The organism is Okibacterium sp. AC114, assembly GCF_979253355.1.
Map to the genome: position 1 here is coordinate 578,946 of NZ_CEEDBR010000001.1, position 16,997 is coordinate 595,942.

14 protein-coding genes and 1 pseudogene are annotated in these 16,997 nt (G+C 68.3%); 11 read left to right on the plus strand and 4 right to left on the minus strand.

Translation table 11 applies throughout. The features are described 5' to 3' along the window. The first annotated feature begins 5 nt into the window (after window positions 1–5). From ACZ6IE_RS02875 to ccsB, 3 genes are read left to right on the plus strand one after another with little or no spacing between them, the layout of a single operon-like run. Window positions 6–806: a cytochrome c biogenesis CcdA family protein gene (locus ACZ6IE_RS02875; protein ID WP_464606697.1), complete on the plus strand. Its 801-nt coding sequence runs from the start codon at window positions 6–8 to the stop codon at window positions 804–806. After that, window positions 790–2,472, plus strand: a complete 1,683-nt coding sequence (gene resB, locus ACZ6IE_RS02880; protein ID WP_464606698.1) for a cytochrome c biogenesis protein ResB — start codon at window positions 790–792, stop codon at window positions 2,470–2,472. Before ACZ6IE_RS02875 ends, resB begins: the two co-directional genes overlap by 17 nt. Window positions 2,473–2,510: 38 nt before the next feature. Beyond that, complete coding sequence (ccsB, locus tag ACZ6IE_RS02885; RefSeq protein WP_464608577.1) at window positions 2,511–3,503, plus strand: c-type cytochrome biogenesis protein CcsB; 993 nt, start codon at window positions 2,511–2,513, stop codon at window positions 3,501–3,503. Window positions 3,504–3,512: 9 nt separating this feature from the next. Here ccsB and ACZ6IE_RS02890 read toward each other — a convergent pair whose 3' ends face one another. Further along, window positions 3,513–4,505, minus strand: a complete 993-nt coding sequence (locus ACZ6IE_RS02890; protein ID WP_464606699.1) for an o-succinylbenzoate synthase — start codon at window positions 4,503–4,505, stop codon at window positions 3,513–3,515. A 33-nt stretch (window positions 4,506–4,538) separates the two neighbouring features. Between ACZ6IE_RS02890 and ACZ6IE_RS02895 the strand changes: the two genes are divergently transcribed. The 3 genes from ACZ6IE_RS02895 (at window position 4,539) to ACZ6IE_RS02905 (ending at window position 7,972) form a co-directional block, all read left to right on the plus strand. After that, window positions 4,539–5,444, plus strand: coding sequence for a 1,4-dihydroxy-2-naphthoyl-CoA synthase (locus ACZ6IE_RS02895; RefSeq protein WP_464606700.1), 906 nt, complete (start codon window positions 4,539–4,541; stop codon window positions 5,442–5,444). Between the two features lie 25 nt (window positions 5,445–5,469). After that, entirely contained in the window at window positions 5,470–6,852 is a 1,383-nt protein-coding gene (locus ACZ6IE_RS02900) for an AMP-binding protein (RefSeq protein WP_464606701.1), read from the plus strand. Window positions 6,853–7,009: 157 nt separating this feature from the next. Then, entirely contained in the window at window positions 7,010–7,972 is a 963-nt protein-coding gene (locus ACZ6IE_RS02905) for a 1,4-dihydroxy-2-naphthoate polyprenyltransferase (RefSeq protein WP_464608578.1), read from the plus strand. A gap of 57 nt (window positions 7,973–8,029) precedes the next feature. On the opposite strand, the gene ACZ6IE_RS02910 is transcribed toward ACZ6IE_RS02905, so the two are convergent. Further along, window positions 8,030–8,392: a DUF4229 domain-containing protein gene (locus ACZ6IE_RS02910; RefSeq protein ID WP_464606702.1), complete on the minus strand. Its 363-nt coding sequence runs from the start codon at window positions 8,390–8,392 to the stop codon at window positions 8,030–8,032. A gap of 76 nt (window positions 8,393–8,468) precedes the next feature. Between ACZ6IE_RS02910 and ACZ6IE_RS02915 the strand changes: the two genes are divergently transcribed. Together ACZ6IE_RS02915 and menD are read left to right on the plus strand one after the other, a co-directional pair. Continuing rightward, window positions 8,469–9,020 (plus strand): PLDc N-terminal domain-containing protein, encoded by a 552-nt coding sequence (locus tag ACZ6IE_RS02915; protein WP_464606703.1) that lies wholly within the window; start codon window positions 8,469–8,471, stop codon window positions 9,018–9,020. After that, the gene (gene menD, locus ACZ6IE_RS02920) at window positions 9,013–10,764 is read left to right on the plus strand and encodes a 2-succinyl-5-enolpyruvyl-6-hydroxy-3-cyclohexene-1-carboxylic-acid synthase (RefSeq protein WP_464606704.1); all 1,752 of its coding nucleotides are present in this window, start codon (window positions 9,013–9,015) and stop codon (window positions 10,762–10,764) included. The genes ACZ6IE_RS02915 and menD overlap by 8 nt, the downstream gene beginning before the upstream one ends. A gap of 148 nt (window positions 10,765–10,912) precedes the next feature. Here menD and ACZ6IE_RS02925 read toward each other — a convergent pair whose 3' ends face one another. Both ACZ6IE_RS02925 and ACZ6IE_RS02930 read right to left on the minus strand, forming a co-directional pair. Next, complete coding sequence (locus ACZ6IE_RS02925; protein WP_464606705.1) at window positions 10,913–12,178, minus strand: ammonium transporter; 1,266 nt, start codon at window positions 12,176–12,178, stop codon at window positions 10,913–10,915. Between the two features lie 125 nt (window positions 12,179–12,303). Next, window positions 12,304–13,545, minus strand: a complete 1,242-nt coding sequence (locus ACZ6IE_RS02930) for an isochorismate synthase (RefSeq protein ID WP_464606706.1) — start codon at window positions 13,543–13,545, stop codon at window positions 12,304–12,306. A gap of 42 nt (window positions 13,546–13,587) precedes the next feature. On the opposite strand from ACZ6IE_RS02930, the gene ACZ6IE_RS02935 reads away from it, so the two are divergent. The 3 genes and pseudogenes from ACZ6IE_RS02935 to ACZ6IE_RS02945 form a co-directional block, all read left to right on the plus strand. Next, window positions 13,588–14,304: a demethylmenaquinone methyltransferase gene (locus ACZ6IE_RS02935; RefSeq protein WP_464606707.1), complete on the plus strand. Its 717-nt coding sequence runs from the start codon at window positions 13,588–13,590 to the stop codon at window positions 14,302–14,304. Between the two features lie 61 nt (window positions 14,305–14,365). After that, window positions 14,366–15,460 carry a polyprenyl synthetase family protein gene (locus ACZ6IE_RS02940; protein ID WP_464606708.1) on the plus strand — a complete coding sequence of 365 codons (1,095 nt, stop codon included), beginning with the start codon at window positions 14,366–14,368 and terminating at the stop codon, window positions 15,458–15,460. 32 nt (window positions 15,461–15,492) lie between these two features. Continuing rightward, window positions 15,493–16,848: pseudogene (locus ACZ6IE_RS02945) on the plus strand (FAD-dependent oxidoreductase); the annotation flags it as partial. Window positions 16,849–16,997: the final 149 nt, after the last annotated feature.

The following is a 16,997-nucleotide window of genomic DNA, read 5'->3' on the forward strand; positions in this document are numbered from 1 at the left end:
ACCTCGTGAACCCGGGTGACATCGTCGCGAACGGGCAGTTGGTCGCGGCCATCCCGATCGCTCTGCTCGCGGGCCTCATCTCGTTTGCCTCGCCCTGCGTCCTACCGCTGGTGCCGGGCTATCTCGCCTATGTCGGGGGCATGTCGACGGCCGCGAAACCCGGCGCCCGCACAGGCAGCGGCACGGGCGGCTCGAGCTCGTCGGCCCGGCCAGCCCGCCTGCAACCCGGAAAGCCGCGGCTCCTGCTCGGGGTGGCCGGCTTCATCGCCGGTTTTACGCTCGTCTTCGTGCTCACGGGCGCGTTCGTCGGCACGGTCGGCGCGTTCTTCGTGCAGTGGCAAGACCTGATCACGCGCATCCTCGGCGCTGTCGTCATCGTCATGGGCTTCGTCTTCGTCGGCCAGGTGTCGTTCATGCAGCGCACCATCAAGCCGTCATTCCGCCCCGCGACCGGGTTGGCCGGTGCGCCGCTCCTCGGCATCGTGTTCGCGATCGGTTGGACGCCGTGCCTCGGGCCCGTCCTGACCGCCATCACGGGCCTCAGCCTCAACTCCGGTTCGACGGGCCGCGGCGCCCTGCTCGGCCTGTTCTATTGCATCGGGCTCGGCATCCCCTTCGTGTTGGTGGCCCTCGGCCTCAGCTGGATGACGGGAACCATCGCTTTCCTCAAACGCCACATCCGCGCCATCAACATCGCGGGCGGCGTCCTCCTCATGATCATCGGCATCCTGATGGTCTCCGGAATCTGGGGAAAACTCATGTCACAACTCGGGATGGTGATCCAAGGCTTTGTCACGCCCCTCTGATTACGTCGACTCCGGCAGCGCCAAACGGCAGCCGACGAACGACGACAATTCCGTCGAGCAACCCAAACTGGGCTTCGTCGGCTGGATCCGGTTCGCCTGGCGCCAGCTGACGAGCATGCGCACGGCTCTGTTCCTGCTGCTCATGCTGGCCATCGCGGCGGTGCCGGGTTCGCTCGTGCCGCAGCGCAGCTCCGACCCCAACGGCGTCACGCAGTACTTCCGCGACAACCCGTCGCTCGCGCCCGTGCTCGACAACCTGCAGTTCTTCGACGTTTACGGCTCGGCGTGGTTCTCCGCGATCTACCTGCTGCTCTTCATCTCGCTGATCGGCTGCGTGATCCCGCGCACCAAGCACCACTTCCAGGCCATGCGCGCGCGGCCTCCGCGCACGCCCGCCCGGCTCAACCGGTTGGACTCCTACACGGAGCAGACCGTCGAAGGTGCCGACGCGGCATCCGCTATCTCGTCGGCTCGCACGCTGCTGAAGAAGTCGGGCTATCGCGTCGAGATGTACGAAGGTGGCGGTTCGCTCTCGGTCTCGGCCGAACGCGGTTATCTGCGCGAGACCGGCAACCTGGTCTTCCACTCGGCGCTCGTCGGCATCCTGCTGGCCATCGGCGTGGGCGGCGGTTTCGGCTATGCCGGGCAGCGCGTGCTCGTCGAGGGACAGACCTTCGTCAACACCCTGCTCGACTACAACTCGTTCAACCCGGGCCGCTTCTTCAACCCGGACACCCTGTCGCCCTATGCGCTCACGGTGGATGATTTCGCCGTCGAGTACGAGAAGCAGAACCTCGACGCTTACGGTCAGCCGATCGACTTCACGGCCAAGGTCACGACGCGCTCGCCCGGCCAGGAGCCCGAGAAGCAGACCATCAAGGTGAACGAGCCCCTGCGCTACGACAACACCGACGTCTACCTGCTCGGCAACGGCTACGCGCCCAAGATCACGGTGAAAGACCCTCAGGGCAACGTGGTCTTCACCGACTCGGTGCCGTTCCTGCCGCAAGACGCCAACCTCACGTCGATCGGTGTCGTCAAGGTTCCGGATGGCCTCTCCGACCAGCTCGGCATGATCGGGTTCTTCTACCCCACGGCCGTGAAGAACGAGTCCGGCGCCTACACATCCACCTATCCCGACCTCGTCTACCCGTTGCTCACGCTCAACGTCTACAAAGGCGACCTCGGCATCAACGAGGGTGCGCCGAAATCGGTCTATGAACTGGTGACGGATGGCATGACCCAGCTCACGGGCGGCAAAACGGATGTCGACTCGATCGAGTTGCAACCGGGGCAAACATCCGACCTGCCGAACGGAATGGGCACCGTCACGTTCGAGAACGCCTCACCGCAGCAGGCCGCCGGCAACTTCGACAACACCGTGCCGCGCTTCGTGTCGCTCGATGTGCACCACGACCCGTCGCAGGGATTCGTGCTGCTGTTCGCCATCCTCGTCATGCTGGGTCTGCTGACCTCGCTCTTCGTGCCGCGCCGACGCGTGTGGGTCAAAGCCGTCGAGAAGGAAGACGGCAGCGTCACGTTGCAGTACGCGGGACTCGCCCGCGGAGAAGACCCCGGGCTGCGACAAGCCGTCGATGCCATCGCCTATCGGCATGGAACCATCCTGGGCGTGCCGCGCGATCTGAGAGGTACTGTTAAGAAGTGAATCTCGACGAACTTTCGGTGCTGAGCCTGTGGTCGGCCATGGCCATCTATGCGCTCGCCTTCATTGCCTTCGCGCTCGACCTGGCAAAGCGGTCGGCCGAGGTGAGTGCTTACGCCGATGAGCAGGCGGCGCTCGCATCCTCTGCTGGTTCGCGTGCCGACGGAGCGCAGGTCGCATCGGCCGGTTCCGCCGCGACCACGACCACCTCGCGGGTGTCCTCGACGGCCACCATCGAGCGTGTCGACGAAGATGCGAGCGACGTCACGCCCAAGCGTTCCGCCACGCTGCGCATCGGCGTCGCGCTGACCATCATCGGGTTCCTGCTGCACGCAACGGCCGACGTCACACGCGGCATCAGCGCCCAGCGCGTGCCGTGGGCCAACATGTACGAGTTCGCCATGACGGGCACGCTGCTCATCGTCATGGTGTTCCTCATGGTCATCGTCAAGGTCGACCTGCGGTTCCTCGGAACGTTCGTCATGGGCCTCGTGCTCATCCTGCTGGGCGTCTCGGGCGTCAACTTCTATGTGGCCGTCGTGCCGCTGCCGCCCGCACTGCAGTCGGCGTGGCTCATCATCCACGTGTTCGTCGCGAGCCTCGGCACGGCGTTCTTCGGGCTCGGTTTCGCGCTGAGCGGCATCCAGTTGTTCCAGCACCGGCGCGAGCTGGCCGGCAAAGACCTCAAGCTGCTGAAGCTCAAGTTCCTCGCAACGCTGCCCTCGTCCGAGCGCCTCGAGAACCTCGCCTATCGCGTGAACATCGTGGGTTTCATCTTCTGGACGTTCACGCTCATGGCCGGTTCCATCTGGGCCGAGCGCGCCTGGGGCCGTTACTGGGGCTGGGACACCAAAGAGGTCTGGACCTTCATCATCTGGGTGATCTACGCGGGCTACATCCACGCCCGGGCGACCCGCGGATGGCGGGGCTCACGCAGTGCGTGGCTCGCGATCATCGGTTTCGCGGCCGTCATGTTCAACTTCACGATCGTGAACATCTTCTTCAAGGGTCTGCACGCGTACTCGGGCCTGTAGGTCGCCTGTCTACGCCTGCGCGTCGGCTTCGATGAGCGCGAAGCAGCGGGTGAGACGGTTGCGCCACCATTCGGTGCGCTCTGCATCCGCCTCGACCTGAGCGGCCGCCGCCTCGTCTAGGGAGACGCGACGCGGTTCGAGCGCGCCGTCCGCCGGCACGAGGGGGCTCGAGGTGACGTCGCGCGAGAACAACGCGGCGGTTCCGAGCCCGCAGTCATAGTCGAGCTCGGGGAGCGCCGCCGCGAGGGCCGCGCCCATGCCGATGCCGACCGACGTGTCGAGGGCGCTCGAGACGACCGCGGGCAGTCCGGCCTGCGCCATGATGTCGAGCGCGCGCGTGACTCCACCGAGCGGCTGCACCTTGATGATGAGGATGTCTGCAGCCCCAGCTCGCGCCACGCGTAACGGGTCGTCGGCCTTGCGCACGCTCTCGTCGGCAGCGATCGGGATGCCCGCATATTTCACGCGGCGACGGATGTCGGCGAGCTCTTCGATGCTGGCGCACGGCTGCTCGACATACTCCAGGTCGAACGTCGACAGTGCGTGGATGGCGTGCTCCGCTTCGTCGACGTTCCACCCCGCGTTGGCGTCGATGCGGATGCGGCCCTCGGGACCCATGGCCTCGCGCACGGCCCGCACGCGCGCGATGTCGTCCTCGAGGGTCTGGCCGCGTTCGGCGACCTTGACCTTGGCCGTGCGACACCCGTCATAGCGGGCGAGGACGCTCGCGACATCCTGAGCGGCGACGGCCGGGACGGTGGCATTCACGGCGATCGACGTGCGGCGTGCCACGGGCACCTGGCCCCAGCCGTATTCGAGGGCCGCTCGCAACCACATGGCGCTCTCGGCGTCGTCGTACTCGACGAAGGGCGAGAACTCGGTCCACCCGTTCGGGCCCTCGAAGAGCGCCGCCTCGCGCACCGTCACCCCGCGGAACCGCGTCGTCAGGGGCAGGGCAACCACGCGCAGGGTGGCCAACACATCTTCGAGGCTGGGCGTCATGGGTCCATTCTGTCGCGTGTCTAGACTGGCTGCATGAGCGTTTCCGAGATCTTCGACGAGAGCCAGTGGACCACCGTCGACGGGTTCGACACCCTCACCGACATCACCTACCACCACAGCCTCGACGGGCGCATCGCGCGCGTGGCCTTCAACCGGCCCGAGGTGCGCAACGCGTTCCGGCCGCACACGGTCGACGAGCTCTATCGCTCGCTCGAAGACGCGCGGCTCAACTCGCGCATCGGCGTGGTGCTGCTGACGGGCAACGGCCCGAGCGCGAAAGACGGCGGTTGGGCATTCTGCTCGGGCGGAGACCAGCGCATCCGCGGGCGCGACGGCTACAAGTACTCCGACTCCGAGACGGCCGCGGGGGTCGATGCGGCGCGCGGCGGGCGGTTGCACATTCTCGAGGTCCAGCGCCTCATCCGCTTCATGCCCAAGGTCGTCATCGCGGTCGTGCCCGGCTGGGCGGCGGGCGGCGGGCACTCGTTGCACGTGGTCTGCGACCTCACCATCGCCAGCCGCGAGCACGGCAAGTTCAAGCAGACCGATGCGGATGTCGGTTCGTTCGACGCCGGCTACGGCAGCGCCTACTTCGCGCGGCAGATCGGGCAGAAGTTCGCGCGCGAGATCTTCTTCCTGGCCGAGGAGTATTCGGCCGAACGCGCCTACCAGATGGGTGCCGTGAATGCCGTGGTGCCCCACGCCGAGCTCGAGGTCGAGGCCATCCGCTGGGCGCGCACGATTCTCACGAAGTCGCCCACAGCCATCCGCATGCTCAAGTTCGCCTTCAACGCGGTCGACGACGGGATGGTGGGTCAGCAGGTCTTCGCGGGTGAAGCCACGCGCCTGGCCTATGGCACCGACGAGGCCGTCGAGGGGCGCGACGCTTTCCTCGAGAAGCGGGAACCCGACTGGGGCCCGTACCCGTGGCAGTACTGAGCCTTTCGCTCGAGAGGTCGGCGGCATGACGAGGCAGTTGCGGCGCGTGTCGGCCGCAGATCCGATGGCCGTGATGCAGGCTCTGCGGGGGGCGCTCGATCGGTCGGGGCCCGCCATCCTGCCCGTGGCCGTGCAGGCAGCAGCACCGGCTCATTCTGACGACGGCGCCGCGGCCGCATCGACCGCATCGGCCGTGTCGGCCCCGTTGACATCGCCGGGTGCGTCGGCACATCCGCCCGCGGGAGCCGGTGCTGTGCGTCCAGGGCCGCGCGACACCGTGCCGCAATCGACCGCGCTCGTGATCGAGACCTCGGGTTCGACGGGCATCCCCAAACGCGTGATGCTGTCGGCCGACGCGGTGCTCGCGAGTGTCGCGGCCTCGGAGACCGCGCTCGGCGGGCCCGGGCAGTGGCTGCTCGCGCTGCCGACGCACTACGTAGCCGGGGTGCAGGTGCTTGCTCGCTCCCTCGCGGCCGGCACGACGCCCGGGGTGCTGCCGCCCGGCCGGTTCGACGCCCGGGCCTTCGCCGTAGGCACGTCGCGTCTCGACGGCGACCTGCGCTTCACCTCGCTCGTACCCGCCCAGCTGCTCACGTTGGTCGATGCGGCAACCGATTCACGCCGCGTGCGCCGCGCCCTGCAGAGCTACGACGCCATCCTGATCGGCGGTCAGCGCCTCGACGCGGTGCTCGCCGAGCGCGCCGATCGGTTGGGTGCGCGCGTCGTGCGCACCTACGGGTCGAGCGAAACCGCGGGCGGCTGCGTCTATGACGGTGTCCCGCTACCGGGCGCTCAGGCGAGGGTCGTCGACGGTCAGATCGAGCTCGCCGGCCCGATGCTCGCCGACGGCTATCTCGGTGACCCCGAGCGCACGGATGCGGCGTTCCACCGCGATCCCGACGCCGATGGCATTGTGCGCCGCTGGTATCGCACGGGCGATACGGGCACAGTCGAGGCGGGCCGGGTCTCGGTGTCAGGGCGTATCGACAACGTCATCATCTCGGGTGGCACGAACGTCTCCCTCGACCGCGTCGAGGAGGCCGTGCGTGCACTGGACGGCTACGGCACGGCCATCGTCGTCGGCGTCGATGACGAGCGCTGGGGTCAGGTTCCCGTCGTCGCCCTCTTCGCCGATGGCGCGCTCGGTTCGGGCGCCAGCGGCAACCCAGGCTCCGGGGTCGGCTCGGGCTCGCGTTCGGGCTGGGCGGCCGGCTCCAACGGCTCGGGCTCCGACGCCGAAACGGATGCTCGAGCCGCGGTCCGCGCGCACGTCGCGGCCCTCCTCGGGGTGGCCGCCCAACCGGCCGCGGTTGTGACGCTCGGCACGATGCCCACGTTGTCGTCGGGCAAACCCGACCGGCGCCGCATCCGCTCGCTCGTGGAAGAGGCCCTCGCGAGACCGCGGTGAACCCGCCGGCATAGCCCGGTGTCGTAAACTCGCTCCGGACCCGAAGGAGACGGTAGTGGCGCCCAAGCAGCAACGACCCAAGCAGCAACGCATCGACGCGACGAGGTCGGTCGACCCCCGCAACGTCAACGGCCGCAACGCCGACGCCGACAAGACGGTGCGCACGAAGACCAGCGGGCGCGGCAAGAGCGGCAACCCCGCGGCGCGACGGTACGACGCCGTGAAGAAGGCCACGCTGACCGACTGGATCGACGGTTCGCGCGTGCGCACGCTGCCGCTGTCGATCTCGCCCGTCATCGTGGGAACCGGTGCCGCGATCGTGGCGAGCGAGCCGGGCGTCTATCACCCCGTGCGCGCGCTCCTGTGCCTCATCGTCTCGGTGGCCCTGCAGATCGGCGTGAACTTCGCCAACGACTACTCCGACGGCATCCGCGGCACCGACGACAACCGCGTGGGTCCGCAGCGCCTCGTCGGCAGCGGAAAGGCCTCGGCCAAATCGGTGCTGACGGTCGCCCTCGTCTTCTTCGGCATCGCGGCCGTCGCGGGCCTCGTGCTCACGGTGATCTCGGGCCTCTGGTGGCTGCTCATCGTGGGAGCCGCGGCCCTCGTCGCCGCGTGGTTCTACACGGGTGGCAAGCGCCCCTACGGCTACAACGCGCTCGGCGAGGTGTTCGTCTTCGTCTTCTTCGGCCTCGTCGCCACGCTCGGCACCACGTTCGTGCAGGTCTACCAGCTCAACCAAGAGGCCTGGTTCGGCGCCATCGCGGTCGGGTTCATGGCCACGGCGGCCCTCGTCGTCAACAACCTGCGCGACATCGAACAAGACCGGATGTCGGGCAAGCGCACGCTCTCGGTGCTCATCGGCGCCACGGCCACACGCGTGCTCTACATCGTGCTGATGCTCGTGCCGTTCGTCATCGCCGGCGTTCTCGCGCTCTTCTACCCGGCCGCGTGGTTCGCCATGTTCGTGTTGCTGGCCGCGCTGCCCGCGTGCATCATCACGGCGACCGCGCGCACGCCGCGCGAACTGATCCTCGTGCTGAAGCTCACCGGGGTGGCGCAGCTGTTCTACGCGATCGCGCTGTTCGTGGCTTTCTGGCTGTACAGCGGCGGTCAGTAAGAGGGTCGCAGCGACACCGCGTCACAACGCCGGCCGCGACGGGTGGTTGAGCCAGGCTCAGCGCTCGTTTGCGGCCGGTTTCGTGTCGGCGGGGGATGCGACGTCGGTGGCGGGGCGGTGCCCCGATGCCGGGCGTGCGGCCGCGGCATCCGTGCTGTCGGTATGGATCGCGTCTTCGGCGTCTTCGTCATCGTGGGCGTGCGGCGAGGTCTTGCCCTCGTGGCGGCGCGCATAGAGCTCGCGCGACACCTGCTCGCGCTGTGGGCGCAGGAAGATGTACGACAGGCTCACGCCGATGAGCGCTGCGAGCAGCGTGGCGATGAGCGGGTTGATCTGCATCAGCAGCAGCGCCGTCAGGGGCACGGCGAAGGTGAGAAGCCGAAAGACCGTATAGACGAGGACGGGGGAGATGCGTTTCACTCCACCAGTGTAAGTCGGGCCGCTGGGAGCCGCCGCCGTGGAGAAAAGGCTCAGACGCGCCGACTAACATGGGGGGATGGCACGCCTGCTGCTCGGACTCGTCGTCGTCGTCGTGGTCGCAACGATCTACGCGGTCATCGACTGCGCCATGCTCGCCCACGATCGAGTGCGAGGGCTGCCCAAACCGGCCTGGCTCGTCATCATCCTGGTCCTCCCCGTCGTGGGCGTGGTGCTGTGGTTCCTCATCGGGCGCGGCCGCCAAGCGCAAGCGCGCACGCGTCAGCTTCCGCCCGACGACAACCCCGAATTCTTCGGCCGCTCCTCGGCGTCCGCGGTCGATCCTGATCAGGACGAGCGCATCCGCCGCCTCGAAGAAGAACTGGCTGCGCTCGACTCCGAGGGTCCCGCCGACGGATCGACTGGTCCCGCGGCTGCCGGCCCCTCCCGCGGATCGACAGGCGCCGGTTCGACGGGTGCACCCTCGTCCGGTGCATCCTCGACTCAGCCCACGGCTTCAGAACCCGAACCCGAGCCGGGCACCGGCGATGAGCCGACCGGCACCGACGACGGCACGGCCAAGCGCGGCAAGTCCGACGACGAGCCCGGCGCAGGCCGAGCGGATGTCTGAGTCCTCGCCCAGCACCCGCTTCGCCGTTCGCCTCCTGGGCAAATTCGTGCGCCTCGGCCTGCGTGATCTGGTGCTCTGCCCCGGGTCACGTTCCCAAGCCCTCGCCCTCGCGGCCGCCGAATATGAGCGCGCCGGTCTCCTGCACCTGCACGTGCGACTCGACGAACGGGTCGCTGGCTTTCTCGCCCTCGGGCTCGCCGCCGAATCCGGCGTGCCTGCCGCCGTGGTCGTGACGAGCGGAACGGCCGTGGCAAACCTGCACCCCGCCGTTCTCGAGGCACACCACAGCGGTGTGCCCATGCTGCTGCTCACGGCCGACCGCCCGACCGAGTTGCGCGGCATCCGCTCGAATCAGACCACTCACCAGCCCGGGATTTTCGGCCGGGCCGCCCGCTTCACGACAGACGTTCCCGCGCCCGGTCCCTCGGGGGGCTTCCGCAGCCAGCCCGGCGACGAAGCGCTCGATCCGGCCGCCCTCGCGAGCGAGTCCTGGGCCCACGCCGTCGGCACGACGAAGGGCGTCGCAGGCCCGGGCCCGGTGCACCTGAACCTCGCGTTCCGCGAACCGCTGTCCTCCGTCTCCGACGCCGAAGACGAGCTCGAACTCGAGCGCGTGCGCGCCCACCTCGACGCCCCAGCCTCCTCCGATGACGCCGCGACGCAGAGCGACCGCCGCCGTCGCTCCACACTGCTCGTCGAACGCGGGCCGCGCACCGTCGTTATCGCCGGCAACGCCGCCGGCCCCGCCGCCGAAGACGTCGCCCACGCGGGCGGGTGGCCGCTCATCGCCGAGGTCACGAGCGGTTCCCGCTTCGGCCGCAACCTCGTTGCCGGATACCGCCCGCTCCTCGACGACGCCGAACTCGGTGGGCGCATCGAACGCGCCATCGTCTTCGGGCATCCCACGCTCTCCCGCCAGGTGCCGGCGCTGCTGAAACGAGCGGATGTCGAGACCATCGTCGTCGCTCCGCACGGTGCCGAGGCCTACGACCCCGGCCGAAACGCCCGCGTGGTCGGGCAGGTGTCGGTGACATCGGGCCCCGTCGACCGCGCGTGGCTCGGAGCGTGGGTGGTCGCATCCCGAGCCGTTCTCGCGGCGCAGGACGACGATGTCGCCCCCGACCTCGAGGCCGGACACTCGCACGACCCCGCCCAGCGGCTCGCTTTCGCGCAGGCCGAGTTCGCCGCCATCCGTCGCCCGCTCGACCGGCGCCTGCTCGTCGAAGCGGTGTGGCGCGCGACGTGGCCGCACGATCGACTCGTCTTCGGGGCATCCCGGCTCATCCGCGAGGCCGATCAGGTTCTCGGGGGCAAGAAGGTGCGCGTGCACGCCAACCGGGGGCTCGCCGGCATCGACGGCACCACGGCCACGGCCACGGGTATCGCGCTCGCCAGCCAGGCCGACGGTTCACCCGGCGTCACACGCGTTCTCGTCGGCGACCTCACGTTCCTGCACGACATCGGCGCACTTCTGCCGGGCCACGACGAGCGGATGCCGCGCCTACAGGTCATCGTCGGAAACGACGGCGGCGGCACGATCTTCGACGGGCTCGAGGTGGCGGCCAGCGCCGCGCCCGAGGCCATGCAGCGCGTCCTCTACACACCGCAGCGCGTCGACATCCAGAAGCTCGCCGAGGGTTTCGGATGGGGCTATGTGCGCGCCAAGACGCGGGCCGAGCTCGACCAGGCCCTGACCGCGCCCGTCGAGCGACCCGTCGTCATCGAAGTTCCGCTCGACCGCTGACGGTCTGAGACGGCCCGTCGTCGACGGTCGTTCAGGCGCCGAATCGGCACCGGGGCAGCACCCGTAGGCGCGCCCGCCGGCAAACGACAATCGCGGGCCCGGCCGAAGCCAGACCCGCGATTGGGGGTTTTCGTCGAGGGACGAAGGGTTAGCGTGCGTCGGTGAGCACGTATCCCTCTTCGCCGTGGACCGACGTGTCGATGCCCGCGATCTCGTCCTCGTTCTTCACCCGGAAGCCCATGGTCTTCTGGATGACGAAGCCGATCAGGTAGGCGAGGACGAAGGAGTAGATCATGACCGCGAAGGCCGCGATGGCCTGCACGAGCAGCTGAGCTCCGTTGCCGCCCATGAAGAGGCCGGTGTTGTTGGCGAAGAAGCCGAGGTACAGCGTTCCGATGAGACCACCGACGAGGTGGATGCCCACCACGTCGAGCGAGTCGTCGAAGCCGAGCTTGAACTTCAGCTCGACGGCCAGGGCGCAGACGGCACCGGCGACGAGGCCGAGGACGATGGCCCACACGGGGTGGAGGGAGGCACACGCCGGCGTGATGGCGACCAGACCCGCGACGGCACCGGAGGCGGCACCGACCGAGGTGGGCTTGCCGTCCTTGACCTTCTCGACGACCAACCAGGCGAGGAGAGCGGCCGACGGAGCGGCGATGGTGTTGACGAAGGCCAGGGCGGCGGTGCCGTCGGCGGCGAGTTCAGAACCGGCGTTGAAGCCGAACCATCCGAACCAGAGCAGACCGGCACCGAGGAGGACGAACGGCGGGTTGTGAGGAACGTTCGCGCCCTTCTGGAATCCGACGCGACGTCCGAGGACGAGGGCGAGGGCCAGGGCGGCGGCACCGGCGTTGATGTGGACCGCGGTTCCACCGGCGAAGTCGATGGCACCGACCCCGAAGACATCCTGCAGGCCGTGTGTGATCCAGCCGCCGTAGGCGAAGCTGCCGTCTTCGGCGAGGCCGAAGTTGAAGACCCAGCTGGCGACCGGGAAGTAGACGACGGTCGCCCAGACACCGGCGAACACCATCCAGCTGCCGAACTTGGCGCGGTCGGCGATGGCGCCCGAGACGAGGGCGACCGTGATGATGGCGAACGTCGCCTGGAAGGCCACGAAGGCGAGCGGCGGGTAGGCCGCGCCCTCAGGCGTTTCGAGCAGGCTGTTCAGGCCGAGAGCCGAACCGTCGATGGCCCAGGGGAACAGTGTTCCCTCGGCACCCGGGAAGGCGATGGCGTAACCGTAGAGAACCCACAGCACACCGATGAGACCCATCGAGCCGAAGCTCAGCATCATCATGCTGATGACGCTCTTCGCCTTGACGAGACCACCGTAGAAGAATGCCAACCCCGGCGTCATGAGAAGCACGAGGGCGGCGGCGATCAACAAGAACGCCGTATTACCTTGATCCATTGAGAAAACCCCATTCGCTCGCACGCGCTGCTTATCGCGTGGTCACATCCTGCTGGAGCTTTGTTTCCGCCCGTGGCGTGGCCGTGTTTCGCCCAGGTAAACAGATTTTCGGCTGACGAACTCGTCTATCCGAAGGCTTCGACGATGGGACGGAACTTCATCTTGGTCTCGGTGAGCTCTTTCATCGGGTCGCTCTCGGCCACGATTCCGCAGCCCGCGTAAGCCGTGATGTCACCCGTGGGGCTGATCTGGGCGCAGCGCAGTGCGATGGCCCACTCGCCGTCGCCCGCTGCGTCGACCCAGCCGACGGGGCCCGCGTAACGACCGCGGTCGAAGGGTTCGAGCTCGTCGATGAGGGCGAGGGCGGCGTCGGTCGGGAAGCCCGCGACGGCGGCCGTGGGGTGCAGGGCGGCGATGAGGTCGAGCGAGGTCGCACGATCGGTGAGGGGGCCCGCGACATCCGTGGCCAGGTGCCAGAGGTTCGGCAGCTTGAGGGCGAAGGGCAGCTCGCTCCACGTGAGGTGCGGCGAGTGCGGGCGCAGGGCCGCAACCACGCTCTGCACCGCGAAGGCGTGCTCGTCGTTGTCTTTCACGCTGGTGACGAGGGATGTCGCGGCCTCGGCATCGCTGTCGGCATCCCGCCCCCGCGACATGGTGCCGGCCAGCACGCGCGCCGAGACCGTGCGATTGGAGACGCCCACGAGCGTTTCGGGGCTCGAGCCGATGAGGCCGTCGACCGAATACGTCCAGCAATCGGGATAGCCCATGGCCAGGTCGACGAGAACGCGGCGGATGTCTGAGCCCTCCGGCAGGTGTCCGACGAGGTTGCGCGCCAGCACCACCTTGCCCACGTCTCCCCGCACGATGCGCTGGATGGCCGTCTCGACGTCGGCGCGGAAGGCCCCCGGATCTTCGTCGCCCGGCAAGAGCGAGATGCGGTATTCGTCGCCGAAGGCCCGCGGCTCGAGGCGGGGGAGCGGCCGGTCGTCGCCCGCAACGGTGATCTTGGTGACCCAGAAGCGCCCGTCGCGCTTGCCGAGGATGATGCGCGGAACGATGAGCACGCTCTTCTCGGCCGACGACGCCGAGAACGCGAAAGCGCCGAACGCCACGAGACCCGTGCCGGGCAGCTGCACGGGGTTGGACACCGTGGCCGCATCGACGAGCTCGCGCCAGGCCGCCGCGGCGTCTTGCATGCGCGTCGGCCCCTCGAACTCGAGGCGCACCGCTTCGCCGATGCCGACGAGCCCCTGCCCCTTGCGCATCCACAGGAGCGGTCGCTCGGGATCGCTGAGCGGGATGATTTGTTTCAGGTCGGAGATCTCGATGGTCTCGACGCTTAGAACCCGGGTCTCGGTATCGGTCACACCCACAGCCTACGCCCCGGAAACCCGGCCTAGGATGGGGGGATGAACAAGGCAGACCTCTCGAAAAAGCCCGCGCAAGTCTCCGCGATGTTCGACGAGGTCGCTGCGAAATACGATCGCACCAACAACATCCTGTCGGCCGGCAACGCACTGCTCTGGCGCGTGGCCACGGTCAAGGCGCTCGACCCGCACCCGGGCGACAAGGTGCTCGACCTCGCAGCCGGCACGGGCACGTCGAGCGCGGCCATCGCTCACGAGGGCGCCACGGTCGTCGCGGCCGACTTCTCGCCCGGCATGATCGCCGTCGGCCAGAAGAAATACGGTCACCTCAACCGCGTCTCGTTTGTCGAGGCCGACGCCACCGAGCTGCCCTTCGCCGACGACGAGTTCGATTCGACGACCATCTCCTTCGGGTTGCGCAACGTCGTCCGCCCGCGCACGGCCCTCGAAGAAATGCTGCGCGTCACGCGCCCCGGCGGCCGCATCGTCATCTGCGAGTTCTCGACGCCCGCAAACCCGGCCATGCGCACGGCCTACGACCTCTACCTCAACAAGGTCATGCCGGCGCTCACCAAGGTCGTCTCCTCCAACCCTGCGTCCTACGAATACCTGAACGACTCCATCCACGCCTGGCCCAACCAGCGCACGCTGGCCTCGTGGCTGCGCGAGGCGGGGTGGACCGATGTGCACTACCGCAACCTCACGGGCGGCATCGTGGCACTGCACCGCGCGACCAAGCCTTTTCCTGCCGCCGAGTAACCCGCGGGTGCGGCCAACGACCGGCACCCACCATCCCACCCGCAATGGATAGGCTAGAGCTGTGAATCCGAGCGCCACCCGTCGAGGCAGCCGTCTGACCAGTCAGCTGGGCCTGACCGAACGCATTTTCGCGTCCCCGGGCACGAAACACCTGATCGCGTCGATCGATGACGGGCTCGACCGCATCGAAGAGGGGCTCATGCGCGAGCTGGGCTTCGCCGACAGCGTCGCCGATGCCACCACGCGCTACCTGCTCGAGGCGGGCGGCAAACGCGTGCGCCCCATGCTCACGCTGCTCACGGCGCAGCTGGGCGACGGCGTCACCGACGAGGTCATCACGGCCGCCGAGGCCATCGAGATCACCCACATCGCCTCGCTCTACCACGACGATGTCATGGACGACGCCGACAAGCGCCGCGGGGTGCCGAGCGCACACGCCGTGTTCGGCAACTCGGTCGCCATCCTCACGGGAGACCTGCTCTTCGCCCGCGCCAGCCAGCTCATGGCCTCGCTCGGTGAGCGCGCCATCCTGCTGCAGGCCGATACCTTCGAGCGCCTCGTGCTCGGTCAGCTGCACGAGACCGTCGGCGTGCAGCCGGGAGACGACCCCGAGGCGCACTACATCCAGGTGCTGGCCGACAAGACCGGTTCGCTCATCGCGACGGCCGCGCGCGCCGGTGTCTCGTTCTCGCACGCCCCCGAAGAATACGAGCAGGCCATGGTCGAATACGGCGAGAAGGTGGGCATCGCGTTCCAGCTCGTCGACGACGTCATAGACCTGTCGCCGCAGCCCGAAGAGACCGGCAAGGTGCCCGGCACCGATCTGCGCGCCGGCGTCGTCACGCTGCCGCTCATCTACCTGCGCCGTCAGGCCGAGACCGACCCGCAGGCCGCCGCGCTTCTCGGCCGCATTGAGGCCGACGTGACGGGGATCGATGCCTCCCGGGCCGATGTCTCCGACAGCGAGAGCGGCGCCTCCGACGACTTCCACGCCGCCATCGCCGAGCTGCGCCAACACGACGTCACGAAGCGCACGCTGGCCGAGGCCCACCGTTGGGCCGACGAAGCCGTCGCCGCACTCGACGTGCTGCCGAAGGGCCCCGTGAAAGAGGCGCTCGTGCGCTTCGCGGGCACCATCGTCGACCGCAGCCACTAACGACTCCCCACCACACAAACTAAGGAAACAACATGACCAAGCTCAGGCTGGCCATCGTCGGTGCCGGACCGGCCGGAATCTACGCCGCCGACATCCTGCTCAAATCCGAACGCAAATTCGACGTCTCGATCGACCTGTTCGAGCAGCTGCCGGCCCCCTACGGGCTCGTGCGCTACGGCGTCGCGCCCGACCACCCGCGCATCAAGGGCATCATCACGGCCCTGCGCGACGTGCTCGACCGCGGTGACATCCGCATCTTCGGCAACGTGCACTTCGGCACCGACATCACGCTCGACGACCTGAAGAAGCACTACAACGCCGTCATCTTCTCGACGGGTGCCGTGCGCGACGCCGATCTCGATATCCCGGGCATCGACCTCGACGGCTCCTACGGTGCCGCCGACTTCGTCAGCTGGTTCGACGGACACCCCGACGTGCCGCGCACCTGGCCGCTCGAGGCCGAGAGCGTGGCCGTGATCGGCAATGGCAACGTGGCGCTCGACGTGTCGCGCATCCTGGCCAAGCACGCCGAAGACCTGCTGCCGACCGAGATCCCCGCCAACGTCTACGAGGGGCTCAAGCAGTCTCCCGTCACCGATGTGCACGTCTTCGGGCGCCGCGGGCCCGCGCAGGTGAAGTTCACGCCGCTCGAACTGCGCGAGCTCGGCGAGCTGCGCGATGTCGACATGATCGTCTACGACGAAGACTTCGACTACGACGAGGCATCCAAGATCGCCGTCTCCAGCAACAAGCAGGTCATGGTCATCGACCGCGTGCTGCAGAAGTGGCGCGAACGCGAGACCGGCCAGGCATCCCGCCGCCTGCACCTGCACTTCTTCGCCAAGCCGCTCGAGGTCGTGGGCGACGAGAACGGCAAGGTCCAGGCCTTCCGTTACGAGCGCACGCGGCCCGACGGCCAGGGCGGAGTAGAAGGCACGGGTGAGATCCGCGAGGTTCCGATCCAGGCGATCTACCGCGCGGTCGGCTACTTCGGCTCGCCCATCGACGGCGTCCCCTTCGACGACAAGCACGGCGTCATCCCCAACCATGAGGGCAAGGTGCTGTCGGGCGACGACAACGACCTGCTGCACGGCGTCTACGCCACGGGCTGGATCAAGCGCGGACCCGTCGGCCTCATCGGCCACACCAAGTCCGACGCCATGGAGACGGTTTCGCACGTCATCAACGACCAGGCCAGCTGGTGGAGCCCCGAGGACCCGTCCGAGGAGAGCATCCCCGCCCTGCTGACCGAGCGCGGCGTGCGTTTCACCGACCTCGACGGCTGGCACAACCTCGACCAGCACGAGATGGCCCTGGGCGAGGCCGAGGGACGCGTGCGCGTGAAGGTCGTCGCCCGTGGCGAGATGGTCAACGTCTCGCGCGGCGAAGACGAGCCCCTGACCGACAGCGACATCAACGGTCCGGCGCCCAAGCACGCCTCCGCCACGCCCGCCGACGCGTCGCCGAAGAGCGACGACGGCCAGGGTCCGCGCCACGCGGCACCGCAGGCCGGCGACACGGCATTCGAAGGTGGTTC